Source organism: Sphingomonas colocasiae (genome assembly GCF_019880585.1).
Classification (GTDB): Bacteria; Pseudomonadota; Alphaproteobacteria; order Sphingomonadales; family Sphingomonadaceae; genus Sphingobium_A; species Sphingobium_A colocasiae.
This window is the reverse complement of sequence record NZ_JAINVV010000003.1, coordinates 492,894-509,857: the sequence shown is the minus strand read 5'-3', so window position 1 is coordinate 509,857 and position 16,964 is coordinate 492,894. Positions and strand designations below refer to the sequence as shown.

The following is a 16,964-nucleotide window of genomic DNA, read 5'->3' as shown; positions in this document are numbered from 1 at the left end:
GGTATCATTCCCAGGCGTTTGTCCGGGCTTTCTGATAGTTGCATCACCGTCGCTCCAGTGAAAGCTGGAGCCTATGCGATCCTGATGCATCTCCGAAGCGGATAGACCGAATGGGCTCCAGCTTTCGCTGGAGCGACGGGTGGAAGACGCTAAGCGCTCGTCCACAACCCATTCTCAAACATGGCGGCGCCTGGAAAATGGGTCTATTGAGCGCCCATGAAGACGTTGCTGCTCGCGAGCCTTGCCGCGCTCGCCATCGCCCAGGCGCCCGGCGCCGCCATTGCCCGCCCCATGACTGCCGAGGATCTGGCGACGATGCATCGCATCGGCGCGCCCGCGGTTTCTCCCGATGGACGATGGCTGGCCTATTCGCTGAGCGAAACCGATCTGCCCGCCAACAAGCGTCGCACCGATCTGTGGCTGCTCGATCTTTCGGCGAAGAATGCCGTGGCCGTGAAGATCGCTTCCGCCGCCGACAAGAACGAGCATGATCCCAAATTCTCCGCCGACGGCAAATATCTCTATTATCTGAGCAACGCCGCCGAAAACGAGCAGGTCTGGCGTGTCGGCTTGCCTGGCGGCACGCCCGAACAGGTGACCGAGCTTTCCGCCGATGTCGCGGGCTATGCGCTGGCGCCGAGCGGAGACCGTATCGCGATCTGGGGAGAGCGCAATCTGGGCTGCCGCGATTTCGCCTGTTCCACGGTCCGGCTCGCCAATACCGCGATCGGCACCGGGCGGACCTATGACCAGCTCTTCGTCCGTCATTGGGACGAATGGGAAAATCCCACCGAACGCTCGCGTCTCTATGTCTTCCCGCTCGAAAACGGCAAGGCGGTCGGCACCGGCGTATCGGTGGTCGGCGAACTGGTCGGCGATACGCCCTCCAAGCCCTTTGGCGGCGCGGAGGAAATCGCCTGGGCGCCTGACGGCCGGACGATCTACTTCACCTTGCGCGAAGCCGGGCGGATCGAGGCGACGTCGACCAATCTCGACATTTTCGCGAGTCCCGCCGACGGCAGCGCGGCGCCGGTCAACCTGACCGACGCCAATGACGCGACCGATACGCTGCCCGCCGTCTCGCCCGACGGCAAATGGCTGGCCTATGTCGCGATGAAGCGGCCGGGCTATGAGGCCGATCGCCAGGTCGTCCAGCTCCGCAATCTCGCGACGGGCCAGGTCCGTGCGCTGACCGAAGGCTGGGATCGCTCGGTCGGTTCGCTCGCCTGGGCGAAGGATGGCAAGAGCCTGTTGGTGACGGCGGGCGACACGCTCGACGATCCCGCGTTCCGCGTCGATGTCGCGACCGGCAAGGTGGCGCGGCTCACCCAGGCCGGCACTGCCGGCAATATCCTGCCGCTGGCCGATGGCGGCGCGATCCTGACGATCAATTCGATCCAGGCGCCCGACGATCTCTACCGGATGAGCAAGGCGGGCAAACTCACCCGGCTTACCCGCGTGAATGCCGACAAGCTGGCGCAGATCGATCCGGTGAGCGTCGAGCGTTTCAGTTTCGCGGGTGCCGGCGGGGACCCCGTCTGGGGCCAGGTCGTCAAGCCGCAGGGCGCGGCCGGCAAGTTGCCGGTGGCTTTGCTCGTTCATGGCGGGCCGCAGGGCAGCTTCGGAAATGGCTGGTCCTATCGCTGGAACCCCCGGCTGTTCTCGGCGCCGGGCTATGCTGCCGTCACCATCGATTTCCATGGATCAACGGGTTATGGCCAGGCTTTCACGGACAGTATCAACCGTGATTGGGGCGGCAAGCCGCTCGAGGATCTGAAGCTCGGCATCGTCGCGGCGGGCGCGAAGGATGCCGGGATCGACATCGCCAATGCCTGCGCGCTCGGCGGATCCTATGGCGGCTATATGATGAACTGGATCGCCGGCCAGTGGCCCGACCGGTTCAAATGCCTGGTCCAGCATGACGGCGTCTTCGATGCGCGCGCCATGGCCTACGAGACCGAGGAACTCTGGTTCGACGAATGGGAGCATGGCGGCCCCTATTACGAGAAGCCCGAGGAGTTCGAGAAATGGAACCCGGTCAACCATGTCGCCAAATGGAAGACGCCGATGCTGGTCATCCATGGCGCCAACGATTTCCGCATTCCGGATACCCAGGGGCTGGCGGCCTTCACCGCGCTCCAGCGCCGTGGCGTGCCCTCGCGCCTGCTGCATTTCCCGGACGAGAATCACTGGGTGTTGAAGCCCCGCAACTCGATGCAATGGTATCACGAGGTGTTCGCCTGGCTCGACCAGTGGACGAAGGGGGACGGAAGCGCGACGCCGCGCTGATGGACCGCGCGAGAAGGGCGGCACTCCGACATGTGCCGTACCCGAATCGCAATGAGCAGTTGGAATCTGGTGCGCTTGGCCCGGATTTTTTGTTTCGCCGCGATTTTCGAGTCGTTCGATGATTCCATCGAACTCCAAATCGCTCTAAGGCCCGCTCATCATGACCGAACTCGCAAAGACCTTCGATCCGGCCGCCATCGAGGCGCGGTGGTACGACCATTGGGAAAAGGGCGGACTGTTCCGCCCGGAACGGCTCGACGCCGTACCCTTCACCATCGTCAATCCGCCGCCCAACGTCACGGGCAGCCTGCATATCGGGCATGCGCTGGACAACACCTTGCAGGACGTGCTGGTCCGGCATGCGCGGCTTCAGGGCAAGGACGCCCTGTGGGTGGTCGGCACCGATCATGCCGGCATCGCCACGCAGATGGTGGTGGAACGCAACCTGAATTCGCAGGGCGTGAAGCGCACCGACATGAACCGCGAGGCGTTCGTCGAGCATGTCTGGGAATGGAAGGCGCAGTCCGGCGGGCAGATCACCCGCCAGCTCCGCCGGCTCGGCTGCTCGATGGACTGGAGCCGCGAGCAGTTCACCATGGATCCGCATTTCAGCCGCGCGGTCATCAAGGTGTTCGTCGATCTCTACAATCAGGGTCTGCTTTATCGCGACAAGCGCCTGGTGAACTGGGATCCGGGCTTCAAGACCGCGATCTCCGATCTCGAGGTCGAGACCAAGGAGGTCGCCGGCAAATTCTGGCATTTCCGCTATCCGCTCGAGGATGGCAGCGGCCATATTTCGATCGCGACGACGCGGCCCGAAACCATGCTGGCCGACATGGCGGTCGCGGTGAATCCCGAGGACGATCGCTACAAGGCGCTGATCGGCAGCAACGTTCGCCAGCCGATCACCGGCCGGCTGATCCCGATCGTCGCTGACGAGCATGCCGATCCCGAACTGGGTTCGGGCGCGGTCAAGATCACGCCGGGTCATGACTTCAACGATTTCGAGGTGGGGCGTCGCGCCGGCATCAAGCCGGCGGACATGCTCAATATGCTCGATGCTGAGGCCAAGGTCGTCCAGACCGCCGACGGGCTGGTGCCGGCCGAATTGATCGGGCTCGACCGGTTCGAGGCGCGCAAGCAGGTCGTTGCAGCGATCGACGCGGCGGGGCTGCTGGAGAAGGTGGAGGATCGCACGATCCAGACGCCTTATGGCGATCGCTCGGGCGTGGTGATCGAACCCTGGCTGACCGACCAATGGTATGTCGATGCCGAGACGCTGGCGCAGCCGGCGATTGCCGCCGTGCGCAATGGCGATATCCGCGTCGTGCCCAAAAGCTGGGAAAAGACCTGGTTCAACTGGCTCGAGAATATCCAGCCCTGGTGCGTCAGCCGCCAGCTCTGGTGGGGGCATCAGATCCCGGCATGGTATGGCGACGACGGCAAATGCTATGTCGCGGAAGATGAGGCGACCGCGCAGGCTCAGGCGGGCGCGGACGTCACGCTCACGCGCGACAATGACGTGCTCGATACCTGGTTCTCTTCCGCGCTCTGGCCGTTCGGCACCTTGGGCTGGCCGGAACAGACCGAGTTGCTCAAGCGCCATTATCCCAATGACGTGCTGATCTCCGGCTTCGACATCCTGTTCTTCTGGGATGCGCGCATGGCGATGCAGGGGCTGCACTTCATGAAGGAAGTGCCGTGGAAGACGCTGTATCTCCACGGGCTCGTCCGTGCCGCCGATGGCTCCAAAATGTCGAAGTCGAAGGGCAATACCGTCGATCCGCTCGGCCTGGTCGATCGTTATGGCGCCGATGCGCTGCGCTTCACGCTCACCGCGATGGAAAGCCAGGGGCGCGATATCAAGCTCGATGAGAAGCGCGTCGAGGGGTATCGCAACTTCGCGACCAAGCTGTGGAACGCGACGCGCTTCGCCCAGTCCAACGGCATCGGCGCATCGACGATGCTGCGCGCGCCAGACGCGGTGCTGCCTGTCAATCGCTGGATCATCGCCGAGACGATCGAGACCGTGCAGAAACTCGATCTCGCCTTCGCCGATTTCCGTTTCGACGAGGCGGCGAACGCGATCTACCAGTTCACCTGGAGCCGCTTCTGCGACTGGTATCTGGAACTGATCAAGCCGGTCTCGGTCGGCGAGGAACGTGGCCAGATCGATGACGAGACCAGGGCCGTCGCGGGCTGGGTGATCGATCAGATCCTCGTCATGCTGCATCCCTTCATGCCCTTCATCACCGAGGAGCTGTGGCATGCGATGGGTGAGCGCCAGTACGACATCATCGTCGCGAAATGGCCGCTGGCCGATGCCCATGCGCTCGATGCCGGCGCCGCGCAGGAGATCAACTGGCTGATCCGGCTGGTGTCGGAGGTTCGCGCGGCGCGATCGGAGCTCAACGTGCCGCCCGGCGCCCGGCTGGCGCTGCATGTCCGCGAGGCGGGCGACGTCACCACCGAGCGGCTGTCACGGCAATCGGCGGCGCTCGGCCGGCTGGCGCGGGTGTCCGATATCAGCCACGATGCCGCGCCCGAAGGCGGCGCGATCCAGATCGTGGTGGACGAGGCGACCTATATGCTGCCGCTCGCCGGCGCGATCGATCTCGACGCGGAACGCGCGCGCATCGCCAAGGCGATCGAGGCGGCCGCCAAGGAACGCGACTCGCTGGCCGGGCGCCTGTCCAATCCCAGCTTCGTCGAACGCGCCAAGCCCGAGGCGGTGGAGAAGGCGCGCGCGGACCATGCGGAGAAGGCTGCCGAGGCTGAACGGTTGCAGGCGGCACTGGCGCGGCTGAGGTAGATCAAGCGATGATTCCATTCGACGGGAAAGCGCTTTAGAGAGCTGACCGATCCGACTCCCATCGTCATTCCGGCGAAAGCCGGAATCTCCATGACTCAGTGCACGGGATTCCGGCTTTCGCCGGAATGACGATGGAAGTGGAGTGGGCGTGAGGGAGAAGCGGATGGCCGAGACAGAGAAAAAGACCGGCATCCGTGATCTTACCCAGGGGCCGATCACGCGCACGCTGCTGATCTTCGCGCTGCCGACATTGGGATCGAACATCCTCCAGTCACTCAACGGGTCGGTCAATGCGATCTGGGTGGGCCGTTTCCTGGGCGAGAATGCGATCGCGGCGACCGCGAACGCCAATATCATCATGTTCCTGATGTTCGCGCTGGTCTTCGGTTTCGGCATGGCCGCGACGATCCTGGTCGGTCAGGCGTTCGGCCGCCGCGACGTCGATGCCGCGCGCCGTGCGATCGGTAGCGCGCTGGGCATGTTCGTCGTGCTGGCGATCGTGATCGCGCTGGCCGGCTGGATCTTCTCGCCGCAGATCCTCCACCTGCTCGCGACCCCGGCGGAGGCGGAGGTGATGGCGCTCGCCTATCTGCGCATCATCTTCCTGGTGATGCCCGCATCCTTCCTGTCGGTGCTGCTGATGATGGGCCTGCGTGGTGCGGGCGATTCGATGACGCCGCTCTGGTTCATGGTGCTGAGCGTGCTGCTCGACATGATCCTCAATCCGTTGCTGATCCTGGGCGTCGGCCCGTTCCCGGAACTCGGCATCGCCGGATCGGCGCTGGCAAACGTGATCGCGGGTTATATCAGCGCGATCGCGATGGTCGTCTACATCTATGCGAAGGATCTGCCGATCAGGCTGCGCGGCCCCGAACTCGCTTATCTGAAACCCGATCCCGCCTTGCTCAGGATGATCCTGGGCAAGGGGTTTCCGATGGGCCTGCAGATGATCGTGATGTCGACGGCGGGCCTCGCCATGACCGGGCTCGTCAATCGCGAGGGGCTGCTCTACGCCGCCGCCTTCGGCGTGATCCAGCAGCTCTGGACCTATGTGCAGATGCCGGCGATGGCGATCGGCGCAGCGGTCAGCGCGATGGCGGCCCAGAATATCGGGGCCGGGCGCTGGGATCGGATCGCACAGATCACCCGATCGGGCATCATCGCAAATCTGGCGATGACGGGTGCGCTGGTGCTCGTGCTGGTGCTGTTCGATCGCTACGCGCTCGCATTGTTCGTGGGGGCGGACAGCCCGGCGATTCCGCTGGCCGCGCATATTCATCTGATGGCGGGCTGGAGCTTCATCCTGTTCGGGGTCACGCTGATCCTGTTCGGGGTGATGCGCGCCAACGGCGCGGTCTATGGACCGCTCGTCACGCTGATCATCGCGCTCTATCCGGTGCGTCTGGGGTTCATCCTGATCATGCGCGACGCGCTGGGGCCGGACGCTCTCTGGCTCAGCTTCCCGGTCGGCTCGCTCGTCACCGTGCTGCTCGCGGTCGCATTCTACCGGTCGAACAGCTGGCGCCGCGCGACCCTGATCGTCCCGCCCGATTCGGAGGAATGTCGCGAGGCGGTCAATGCCGAGGCCGAGCCGGCCGGGCGGCTGACGCCCACGGCCTGAGGCGCGGATGACTCGCGATCTCCCCATTTGCGTGGCCGCGCTCTACAGATTCGCGCGCTTCGACGATTGCGAGGCGATCCGGGGTGACCTGGCGGAGATATGCCGCGCGCACGCGATCCGGGGCACTTTGCTGATCGCCCGTGAAGGCATCAACGGCACGATCGCGGGATCGGACGAAGCGATCGGCCATGTGCTGGCGGCGATCCGCGCGCTTCCGGGGTGCGCCGATCTCGATATCAAAGTCTCGCGCGCTGCGGCCATGCCCTTCCACCGGATGAAGGTGCGGCTGAAGCGCGAGATCGTGACGATGGGGGAACCCGATATCGATCCGCTCGCCGACGCCGGCCATTATGTGCCGCCGGAGGACTGGAACGCGCTGATCTCCGACCCCGGCACGATCGTCATCGATACGCGCAACGATTATGAGGTGGCGGTGGGCAGCTTTGCGGGCGCGATCGATCCGCAGACGCGCAGCTTCCGCGATTTTCCCGCCTGGTTCCGCGCCGAACGCGAACGGCTGTTGGGGGAGGGGGCGCCGACCAGGGTCGCGATGTTCTGCACCGGCGGGATACGCTGCGAAAAATCGACCGCCTTCCTGAAGGCGGAGGGCGTGGACCAAGTCTATCACCTGCAGGGCGGGATCCTCAAATATCTGAAGACCGTTCCGGTGGAGCAAAGCCTGTGGCAGGGCGAATGCTTCGTGTTCGATCAACGCGTATCGGTCGGCCACGGGCTCGCGCCGGGCAGCTATCAGCTTTGCCATGGCTGCCGTCGCCCCGTCGGCGCCGCGGATCTCGCATCGCCGCTCTATGCCGAAGGCGTCAGCTGTCCGGCCTGCCATGGCGAGCGCAGCGACGAGCAGCGCGCCGGCTATGCCGAGCGGCATCGTCAGGAGCGTCTGGCCGAGGCACGGGGCGAAGCGCATATCGGCGCGCAACGGCTCCCGCCCGATGATGACTAGGCCGATCCTCTACAGTTTCCGCCGCTGCCCCTATGCGATGCGGGCACGGCTGGCGTTGCTGGTCAGCGACACCATCTGCGAGATCCGCGAAGTGAAGCTGGTGGCCAAGCCGGCGGAGATGGTTTCGGTATCGCCCAAGGCCACGGTGCCCGTTCTCGTGCTGCCGGATGGCCGGGTGATCGACGAGAGCCTGGATATCATGCGCTGGGCGCTTGGCCGCAACGATCCGGAAGGCTGGCTGGCGCGCGGGGACGAGGCATTGATCGCGGCCAATGACGGGCCGTTCAAGCATCATCTCGATCGCTACAAATATCCCGATCGCCATGCCTCCGATCCGGCGCAACATCGCCATGCGGCGCTTGAGCTGTTGCACGTGCTGGAAGCGCGGCTGGCGTCGCAGCCCTGTCTCCGCGGTGATGCACCGGGGCTTGCCGATGCCGCGATCATGCCCTTTGTCCGGCAATTCGCGCAGACCGATCGTGCATGGTTCGATGCGCGGCCGCTGCCGCATCTGCAGGCCTGGCTGGAACGTCGGCTGGCCGCGCCCTTGTTCTCGGCGGCGATGGTCCGGCTGCAGCCATGGCAGGCGGGGGATGCGCCCATCCTGTTTTCGGATCGGGAATCTCAATTCCTGAGCTAAGTCAGCTTTTCATATATTACCAGTTTCGCTAATCCGCCCACGTTACGAAGATAGCGGGGAGGTTGCGTGGTGCGTTGCTGGTCGAAGATGATGCGGACGGGCGTCTTGCTTTATGCGGCGGCGTCGCTGCCGGCGATCGCGCAGGGCGGCTCCGGCGATACCATGGCGAAGATCGCCGACGACATCGTCGCCAACCGCCTGGCCGCCAATCCCTTCCTGCCGCTTTACACGGACATTGGCGGCGGCCGGAACGACATATTGAACGACATCAGCCCGGCGGCGATCGCGCGCAACAATGCCGAGGTGGACGCGCTGCTCGCCCGTCTCGACGCGCTCGACCAGAAGACGCTGACCGATCGGGCGATGGTGCGCGACTATGCGATCGCGCGCGAGATGCTGGAGGCCGAGCGCGGCCTCCGTGTCTGCCATAGCGAGCTCTGGACGGTTTCGCATATGGACGGCTGGCCCGGCAATTTTCCGAATCTGGCCGAGCGCCAGCCCGTGGCAACGCCCAAGGATCGTGCCGATGCGCTTGCGCGCTGGGGTGGCCTGCCCGATTTCATCGCCGCGGATATCGCCAATCTGAAGCAGGGCATCGCCAGGGGCTATGTCGTGCCGCGCTCGGTGGCGGTCCGCGCGCTGGCGCAGGTTGAGGGGCTGATCGCCGAGACGCCCGAGCAATCACCGTTCTTCGCGCCTGCCAAGGCCAGCAACGACACGGCGTTCAAGGCGGCATTCACGGCGCTGGTCCGCGACAGGATCACACCGGCGATCCGTGGCTATCGCGATTTTCTGCGCGATACGTATATCCCGGCCGCGCGCGAAAGCCTGTCGGTGCTCGATCTGCCCGATGGTCGCGCCTGCTACAATGCGATGCTGCGGTCCTACACGACGCTTGATCGGCCGGGTGAAGCGGTGGCGGCGCTTGGCGAACGTACCGTCGCCGCCAATGTCGCCGACGTTCGCGCGATGGGCAAGGCGCTCTACGGCACCGATGATTTCTCGCAGATCGTCGCGCGGGTGAAGGCGGATCCCAAGGAGCGATTCACGTCGAAGGACGAGATCGTCGCCTATAATCGCGAGGTGGTGGAGCGCGCACGCAAGGCGGTGGCGGCGATCATCGACCATGTGCCGCAGCAGCCGCTGGAAGTGCGGCCGATGACCGACGCGATGGAGGCGGCCGGCGTCAGTTCCAACTATACGCCCGCTGCCGATCCGGCGAAGCCCGCGCTCTATATGCTCCAGGTCGGCAAGGTCGAGGATGCCAGCCGCGCCGACATGGCGATCACCGCGGTGCATGAAGGCTATCCGGGGCATCACCTGCAATTCGCCTATGCCGCCAGCCAGCCCAACAGCAAGCTTTCGAAGATCGGCTTCAATTCGGCCTATATCGAGGGCTGGGCGCGCTATTCGGAGCGTCTCTCCGAGGAGATCGGCCTGCTCGATACGCCACAGATGAAGATTTCCCGTCGCGCCTGGCCCGCACGCGGCATGGTCGCCGATCCCGGCCTGCATATCGGCAAGTGGAGCCGCGAACGCATGGTCGCCTATCTGACCGAGACCGGGCGTTTTCCGCCGGAAGTGGCGAAGGGGATGACCGATCGTATCGCTTCGCTGCCGGGGCAGCTGACGGCTTACGATTCGGGCGGCCTGGAAATCGTGGCGCTGCGCGATCAGGCGCAAAAGGCGCTGGGCAAGCGTTTCGACATCAAGGAATTCAATGCGGTCGTGCTGGGCGACGGCGTCGTGCCGCTCGCGCTGCTGCGCAAGAATGTCGAGGCCTGGATCGCCGGCAAGAAATGAGGCGGGCGCGCGGCGAGCCCGGCTCGCCGCGCCTTGCCATCAGGGCTCCTGGCCGACGCGCAGCTTGTAGCTTCCGGTCGCGTCCGTGTTGGAGGTCGTTGCGCGCACGATGAAATCGCCGCTCTCCTCCGGCGTGAAGATCAGCAGGGCGTTCACGCCGTCGCCGCCGTCATCGTCTCCCGCGATCGGCTCGGCATTGGTGCGGCCGGTTCCGGCATGGACCTCGATCATCGGATCGATATCGTCATTGTCGCGATCCATGAACAGGAACACCTGCTTGCCGCCCTCGAAACGGAACTGGTAATCGTCGACGCGTCGTCCGCGGATCTCGCCGTCGGTGCCGGTCAGCGCGCCTGCATAATGTTTGAACGCGATGCTGCTGCTGCCGACGGGGCTGGGCCGCAAGGGCGCCGGCAGCGGCGGCAGATCCCGCATCTTCAGCAGATAGGCGCCGGTGTCCCTGCCGGCGGACGCGACGCGCAGGCGATAGGTGCCGCTGCGTTCGGGCGTGAATTCGATATAGGAAGCGGATCCGTCGCCGCCGTCATCATCCTCGGCAAGCGCCTCGTCATCGTCGTCGGCGAAGGAAATGCGCAGCGTCGGATCGAATGCCTCGCTTTCGGCGCCGAGCGCGTAGCGCTTGCCTGCCTCCAGCGGCATGGTCCGCACCTGATAGGGGTGCCCGTCATTCTTCGGGCTGGCGCTGGTCAGCGCGCCCTGGATCTGCCGCTCGGCCCCGCCGGCTTTTTGGGCCGGTGCAGCGGCGCCGATCGTCAGGGTGGCAGTGGTCAGGGCGGTTGCCAGCCATTTCGCCTTCACGCGCGACACTCGTGTCATTTCATCTCCAACGCATAGTGAACCCGGCAGAATCCGGATGATTTTCCGATGCTGCCCGCGGCGCGGCTAGCGAAGTGCGATGCGTCGGGCAAGGCGGATGCATCTGGCTCCAGATGTATCAGGTTTCAGGCGCGGCAACCTCGATGATCCCGGCGGCGATACGCGCCGTCACCGGGGTCTTGGCCAGCACTTCGCCATCGATCGAGATGGCGAGCGGCGGTTCGGTGCGGACCTTGATCTCGTGGCCGATGAAGCTTTCCACGGTCTCCTTGCGCGCGTCGAGGCGGAAGAAACTGGTGAACCAGTTCCACACCAGCCGGCGCTTCACATGGCCGGTCACCGCCTGCACGACGATCTCGCCGCTGTCGGGCTGGGCCTCGTCGACCAGTTCGGTGCCACCATGGAAGGCGCCGTTGGAAATGCGGACTTCGACCACCTTCAGCCTTTTCTCCTGGCCGTCCTGCTCGACGATCAGCGTGAAAGGCTTGAAGCGGAAGAATTTCCAGGTCGCCCAGATGAGATAGCCGACGCGCCCCAACGCGCCTTTCAATCCGTGCGGCACCGTCTCCGCGATCAGCGGCGAGATGCCGATCGCCGCGCAATTGGCGAAATAATCGCCATCGACCATGCCCAGGTCGATGCGCCGGAAATGGCCGGCGCCGATCACGTCCATCGCGCCCTGCAGGTCGAGCGGAATGCCCAATGTCCGCGCGAAGCTGTTCGCGGTGCCCAGCGGCAGCACGCCCAGCGCCACATCTTCGCCGACAAGCAGGTCGACAAGCCCGCTGATCGTGCCGTCGCCGCCGCCCAGGATCACCAGATCGGGCTTGTCGGCGAGGGCGCGGCGCACCGTCGCTTCCAGCAGGCTGGGCTTGCGCACTTCGTGCGCCTTGACGGGAAAGGGCAGGTCGGCGGCCGCCGCTTTGGCCTTGCGGAACAGCTTGCGCCCCTTGCGCGACTGGGCGTTGACGATCAGCGCGGCGGAATGGACGGTTCGCATGAACGCACAACGCACGGGCGGCGGCGGTGGTGCAAGCGAATCTTTCCGATGATCGGGTGGCTCGCGGGGAAAGGGGTTGCGGCGGCGGCGGCAAAGGCCGAAAGCAGCGGCCATGGCCGCTCCTTTCCCCGCCCTTCGCCTTCGCCGTACCCGTTCCGCGCCGTGGAGCCGGTCGCTTCATGCCGAAACCGTGCTGACCCCCGCCGATCTGATCTGGCCGCTGTTCATCTGCGAAGGGAAGGGCGTCGAGGAGCCGGTGGCGAGCCTGCCCGGTGTCTCGCGCTGGTCGGTCGACAATATCGTGGCGCGCGGCCGCGAAGCCCGTGACCTCGGCATTCCCTGCATCGCGCTGTTTCCCAATACGCCGCACGACCGGCGGACCGACGATGGCGCGGAAGCGCTCAATCCGGACAATCTGATGTGCCGTGCGATCCGCGCGCTCAAGGATGCGGTGCCGGAGGTCGGCGTGCTCACCGATGTCGCGCTCGATCCCTATACCGCGCATGGTCATGACGGGCTGCTCGACGCGGCAGGCTATGTGCTCAACGACGCGACGTCGGATGTGCTGGTCGGCCAGGCGCTCAACCAGGCGCGCGCCGGCGCCGACATCATCGCGCCGTCGGACATGATGGACGGCCGCGTCGGCGCGATCCGCGCCGCGCTCGAAGACGAAGGCTTCGTCAACGCGCAGATCATGGCCTATTCGGCCAAATATGCGAGCGCCTTTTACGGCCCGTTCCGCGATGCCGTCGGCTCGCGCGGCCTGCTCAAGGGCGACAAGAAGACCTACCAGATGGACTATGCCAATGCGGAGGAGGCGCTGCGCGAAGTCGCCGCCGATCTCGCCGAAGGCGCGGACAGCGTGATGGTGAAGCCCGGCCTGCCTTATCTGGACATCATACGCCGTGTGAAGGAGCGGTTTGAAGTTCCTGTATTCGCATATCAGGTTTCGGGCGAATATGCGATGATCGAGGCATCGGCGGCGGCCGGCGCGGGCGATCGCGATGCACTGGTCGTGGAAACGCTGATGGCGTTCAAGCGCGCCGGCTGTTCGGGCGTGCTCACCTACCATGCCGCGCATGCGGCGCGGCTGCTTGCGTAAACACCCTATTCAGCCGGCCTTGCTCAGGCTGGGCTGATGACGCTTGGCACAATCCGGGCGAGGCGAGGGTCGCCGGGCGGTGGTTCATGATCCGGGTCGGGCGGGGGCCGCTGTTCGTCGCCACGATCCTCACCGGATCCTTCCTGCTGTTCCTCGTCCAGCCGATGATCGCGCGGATGGCGCTCCCGCGGCTGGGCGGTGCGCCCGCCGTCTGGAACAGCGCGATGCTCGTCTATCAGGCGCTGCTGCTGGGCGGTTATGCCTATGCCCATGCGATCGGCCGGCTCCCGCCGGCGCGGCAGGTGCTGATCCACCTCGTCGTGTTCGCGTGTGCGGCGCTGTGGCTGCCGATCGGGCTGATCGCCGCCAATCCGGCGCCCGATGCCGAACCCGCCCTGTGGGTGCCATGGCTGCTGCTGCTCTCGATCGGCCCGCTCTTCTTCGCGGTGGCGGCGCAGGCGCCGCTGATGCAGCGCTGGTACGCGTTCGCGAGCGGCGGCCGCGATCCCTATGCGCTTTATGCCGCGTCGAACCTCGGCAGCCTCGCCGGGCTGATCGCCTATCCCCTGGTGGTGGAGCCGCGATTGCCGATCGCGGGGCAAAGCCTGCTCTGGAGCGGCGGTTATGTCCTGCTCGCGCTGCTGATCGTCGCCTGCGCGGTCGCCTTGCCGCGCGGGCGGGCGGCGGCCGTCGATCGCGGGGCGGAGCGCGGCGCGGCGCCCGCCATATCCCGTCGGCTCCACTGGATCGCGCTGGCGGCGATCCCTTCCGCGTTCATGCTGTCCACGACGATGCACCTGACCACCGATATCGTCGCCATGCCGTTGCTCTGGGTCATTCCGCTCGCGCTGTATCTGCTCAGCTTCTCCGTCGCTTTCGCGGCGCGGCGGACGATCGCCGATACGATCACCTGGATCGCACCGCTGCTCATCCTCGTGCTTGGCGGTTTCGCGCTGGTCGATGATCACAGCCGGCCGCTCTTGCGGGCGGCGCTCAGCCTGACGCTGCTTTTCGTTGTCGCGGTCTCGCTGCATACGCGCCTGTATCGGCTGCGTCCGGCGCCCGGCCGGCTGACCGGCTTCTATCTGGCGATGTCGGTCGGCGGCCTTGTCGGCGGCCTGTTCTCCTCGGTGCTCGCGCCCATCGCGTTCGACTGGATCTATGAATATCCCCTGCTGATCGTCGCCGCCGCGCTCCTGGCGCCCCAGCATCATTGGCACGCCGGGATCGAGCGGCTGTGGGGCGGCGGCCAGCGTGCACTTGTCCTGACCCTCGCGGTCGTGGTCGCGGCGCCGTTCGCGCTGCTGCTCAGCCTGGCGGGCTGGAAGGTCGCCGTGGGGGTCGCCGTGCTTGCGCTCGGCATCGTCAGTGTCGGTCGGCCCATTCCATTCGCGGCCTGTGTCGCCGGCCTGCTGATGATCCATGGGGGATGGGCGGCGTTCGTGATCTCGCTTGCCGGCGATGCGCGCACGCGCAGCTATTTCGGGGTCTATACGGTGGCGACCGACGAAGACCGGCAGGTGCGCCGCCTGATCCACGGCACAACGGTTCACGGCATGCAGACGCTGACGCCGGGGCACCAGACCGATCCCACCAGCTATTATATCGCGCGGTCGGGCGTCGGACGGGCGCTGACCGCGCTCCCTCAACTGGCCGGGCCGCATGCGCGTATCGGTATTGTCGGGTTGGGAACGGGCACATTGGCCTGTTATGCGCGGCCCGGCCAGTCATGGCGCTTCTACGAGATCGATCCCGCCGTCGTCCGCATCGCGCGCGACCCCCGCCGGTTCAGCTTCCTGTCGCGTTGCGCTCCGCACGCGCCGGTCATGGTCGGGGATGCGCGGATGAGCTTGCGGTCGGAAACGCCCGGAGGTCTCGATTTTCTCGCGCTCGATGCCTTTTCCTCGGATGCGGTGCCGACGCATCTGCTGACGCATGAGGCGTTCAGTATCTACCGCCACGCGCTTTCGCCGCGCGGGCTCTTGCTCGTCCATATTTCGAACCGCTATCTCGATCTCGAACCGGTGATCGCCGCCGCTGCCGCCGAAGGGGGATGGCATGGCGCCGTTCTGCCGTATTTCATCAGCCGGGATCCGCAGCCCGCTCCGCACGGCTCCAGTTCGGTCTGGGTCGCCCTGTCGCCCGATCAAGGAGTGATCGCGCATTTGATCGGGCAGCGGCTGGACGACGGGGCCGGCAACTGGCGGATGCTGGGCGCGAAGCCCGGCTTTTCCGGCTGGACCGATGATTTTTCGAGCATCCTGCCCCTGGTCAGGGCCTGGGCGCCATAGGGGGAAGGGCATGGCCGAAACCATATTGGAAACCGATCGGCTCCGGCTGCGGACATGGGATGAAGCGGATATCGATCCCTATCTCGCCCATCTCAACACCCCGGCCGTGCTCCGCTGGCTCGGGCCGTTGCAGACGCGCGACGGCGTGGCCGCGGTGATCGCGCGCGTCAATGCGTGCCAGGCCGAGCATGGCCATTGTTTCTGGCTGATCGAACGCAAGGCCGATGGCGCGCTGCTCGGCTTTTGCGGTCTCAAGCGCGTCAACGCGTCGGGTACGGGTTTGACCGGGGAATTCGAGATCGGCTGGCGCCTGCGCGAGGATGGCTGGGGCAGGGGCTATGCCAGGGAAGCGGCGACGGCATCGATGACGCGCGCGTTCAGCGTGCACGGGGCGCCGCGCGTGGTCGCCTTCACCGTTCAGGGCAATGCCGCATCCTGGGGCTTGATGGAACGGCTGGGCATGGTACGCCGCGCCGATCTCGATTTCATCGATCCGGCCTATGGCGCGGATCTCAATCCCACCATCGTCTATGTGATGGAGAAAGACCAATGGACGGCGTGAGCATCATCGATTTCAACGGCAAGACGCCGCGCATCGATCCCAGCGCCTTCATCGCGCCGGGCTGCCGCATCATCGGCGATGTCGAGATCGGGCCGGAAGCGAGCATCTGGTATAATTGCGTGCTGCGCGGCGATGTGAACTTCATCCGGGTCGGCGCGCGTTCCAACGTCCAGGACGGCACGGTGATCCATTGCGATTCGGGCAATGACGGCAAGGGCGGTCATCCGACCATCATCGGCGAGGATTGCCTGATCGGCCATATGGCGATGGTCCACGGCACCTTGCTCAAGGATCGCGGCTTTATCGGGCTCGGCGCGATCACCATGGACGGCACCGTGATCGAATCGGGCGGCATGCTCGCCGCCGGCGGCATGCTGACGCCCGGCAAGACGATCGCCGCGAACGAGATGTGGGGTGGCCGCCCGGCGCGGCTGATGCGCACGCTGACCGACGAACAGGTGGCCGGAAACCTGATGGGCGTGGCGCATTACCGCCAGCTCGCCAAGGCCCATGCGGTGGCTGTCAGGGCTGGCTGAGCCCGTTCCGGAGCGCCGCCAGCCGCTCCACCTGCCGGTTGTACATCGTTTCCACTTCGCTCTGGACGGCCGCCGCGTCGGCGACGCCGCCCAGCTTCGCGTCCTGCGAAGCGCGATCGGCCAGCGACACGTAAAGCGAATCGATCTCGGTCATCGCGCCGGCTGTCGGCGCACGCGCCGAATCGAGCGCGGACAGCTGCGATTGCGCCGTAATCCATGCATCGCTCGACGGTCCGGTGCCGCGCGCGGCCGAAACCGCGCGCTCGGCGGCGGGCAATGCGGCGGCGAAATCGGATTCGCCCTTTCGCGCATCGGCCAGGATTTTCGCAAGCTGGGCTGCCAGCGCGGGATCGGCCGGGGCGGGCGCGATCGCCGGCGGTGCGGGCTCCGCATCGCTGCGCTGTTCGACCGGGCGGGGCGCGAGCGAGGGAAAATCGCCGGTGGGGGCGGTGCAGGCGGCCAGCGCCGGCACGGCAAGAAGCGGGATGAAAAGGCGTTGCATCGGGGATT

At 65.7% G+C, this 16,964-nt stretch carries 13 protein-coding genes; 10 read left to right on the top strand and 3 right to left on the bottom strand.

The window, feature by feature from the left end; translation table 11 throughout:
* The first annotated feature begins 216 nt into the window (after positions 1-216).
* The 6 genes from K7G82_RS05950 (at position 217) to K7G82_RS05925 (ending at position 10,126) form a co-directional block, all read left to right on the top strand.
* The gene (locus K7G82_RS05950) at positions 217-2,289 is read left to right on the top strand and encodes an alpha/beta hydrolase family protein (protein ID WP_222988906.1); all 2,073 of its coding nucleotides are present in this window, start codon (positions 217-219) and stop codon (positions 2,287-2,289) included.
* A gap of 160 nt (positions 2,290-2,449) precedes the next feature.
* Positions 2,450-5,101 (top strand): valine--tRNA ligase, encoded by a 2,652-nt coding sequence (locus K7G82_RS05945; protein ID WP_222988905.1) that lies wholly within the window; start codon positions 2,450-2,452, stop codon positions 5,099-5,101.
* Positions 5,102-5,264: 163 nt separating this feature from the next.
* The gene (locus K7G82_RS05940; RefSeq protein WP_222988904.1) at positions 5,265-6,722 is read left to right on the top strand and encodes an MATE family efflux transporter; all 1,458 of its coding nucleotides are present in this window, start codon (positions 5,265-5,267) and stop codon (positions 6,720-6,722) included.
* 7 nt (positions 6,723-6,729) lie between these two features.
* Entirely contained in the window at positions 6,730-7,683 is a 954-nt protein-coding gene (trhO, locus tag K7G82_RS05935) for an oxygen-dependent tRNA uridine(34) hydroxylase TrhO (RefSeq protein WP_222988903.1), read from the top strand.
* Positions 7,673-8,323, top strand: a complete 651-nt coding sequence (locus tag K7G82_RS05930; protein WP_246623298.1) for a glutathione S-transferase — start codon at positions 7,673-7,675, stop codon at positions 8,321-8,323. Before trhO ends, K7G82_RS05930 begins: the two co-directional genes overlap by 11 nt.
* A gap of 69 nt (positions 8,324-8,392) precedes the next feature.
* Positions 8,393-10,126: a DUF885 domain-containing protein gene (locus K7G82_RS05925; protein WP_222988902.1), complete on the top strand. Its 1,734-nt coding sequence runs from the start codon at positions 8,393-8,395 to the stop codon at positions 10,124-10,126.
* A 39-nt stretch (positions 10,127-10,165) separates the two neighbouring features.
* Here the strand turns inward: K7G82_RS05925 and K7G82_RS05920 are convergent, their stop codons facing one another.
* Positions 10,166-10,963 (bottom strand): hypothetical protein, encoded by a 798-nt coding sequence (locus K7G82_RS05920; RefSeq protein ID WP_222988901.1) that lies wholly within the window; start codon positions 10,961-10,963, stop codon positions 10,166-10,168.
* A 118-nt stretch (positions 10,964-11,081) separates the two neighbouring features.
* On the bottom strand, positions 11,082-11,963 hold the full coding sequence (locus K7G82_RS05915) for a diacylglycerol/lipid kinase family protein (protein ID WP_222988900.1): 882 nt from the start codon (positions 11,961-11,963) through the stop codon (positions 11,082-11,084).
* A gap of 112 nt (positions 11,964-12,075) precedes the next feature.
* Between K7G82_RS05915 and hemB the strand changes: the two genes are divergently transcribed.
* The 4 genes from hemB (at position 12,076) to K7G82_RS05895 (ending at position 16,454) form a co-directional block, all read left to right on the top strand.
* Positions 12,076-13,065 carry a porphobilinogen synthase gene (gene hemB, locus K7G82_RS05910; protein WP_222988899.1) on the top strand — a complete coding sequence of 330 codons (990 nt, stop codon included), beginning with the start codon at positions 12,076-12,078 and terminating at the stop codon, positions 13,063-13,065.
* Positions 13,066-13,151: 86 nt separating this feature from the next.
* Positions 13,152-15,356 (top strand): fused MFS/spermidine synthase, encoded by a 2,205-nt coding sequence (locus tag K7G82_RS05905; RefSeq protein ID WP_222988898.1) that lies wholly within the window; start codon positions 13,152-13,154, stop codon positions 15,354-15,356.
* Between the two features lie 10 nt (positions 15,357-15,366).
* Positions 15,367-15,918, top strand: coding sequence for a GNAT family N-acetyltransferase (locus K7G82_RS05900; RefSeq protein ID WP_222988897.1), 552 nt, complete (start codon positions 15,367-15,369; stop codon positions 15,916-15,918).
* Positions 15,906-16,454: a gamma carbonic anhydrase family protein gene (locus tag K7G82_RS05895; RefSeq protein WP_222988896.1), complete on the top strand. Its 549-nt coding sequence runs from the start codon at positions 15,906-15,908 to the stop codon at positions 16,452-16,454. Before K7G82_RS05900 ends, K7G82_RS05895 begins: the two co-directional genes overlap by 13 nt.
* On the opposite strand, the gene K7G82_RS05890 is transcribed toward K7G82_RS05895, so the two are convergent.
* Positions 16,441-16,956 (bottom strand): hypothetical protein, encoded by a 516-nt coding sequence (locus tag K7G82_RS05890; protein WP_222988895.1) that lies wholly within the window; start codon positions 16,954-16,956, stop codon positions 16,441-16,443. The genes K7G82_RS05895 and K7G82_RS05890 overlap by 14 nt on opposite strands.
* Between the last annotated feature and the right edge of the window lie 8 nt (positions 16,957-16,964).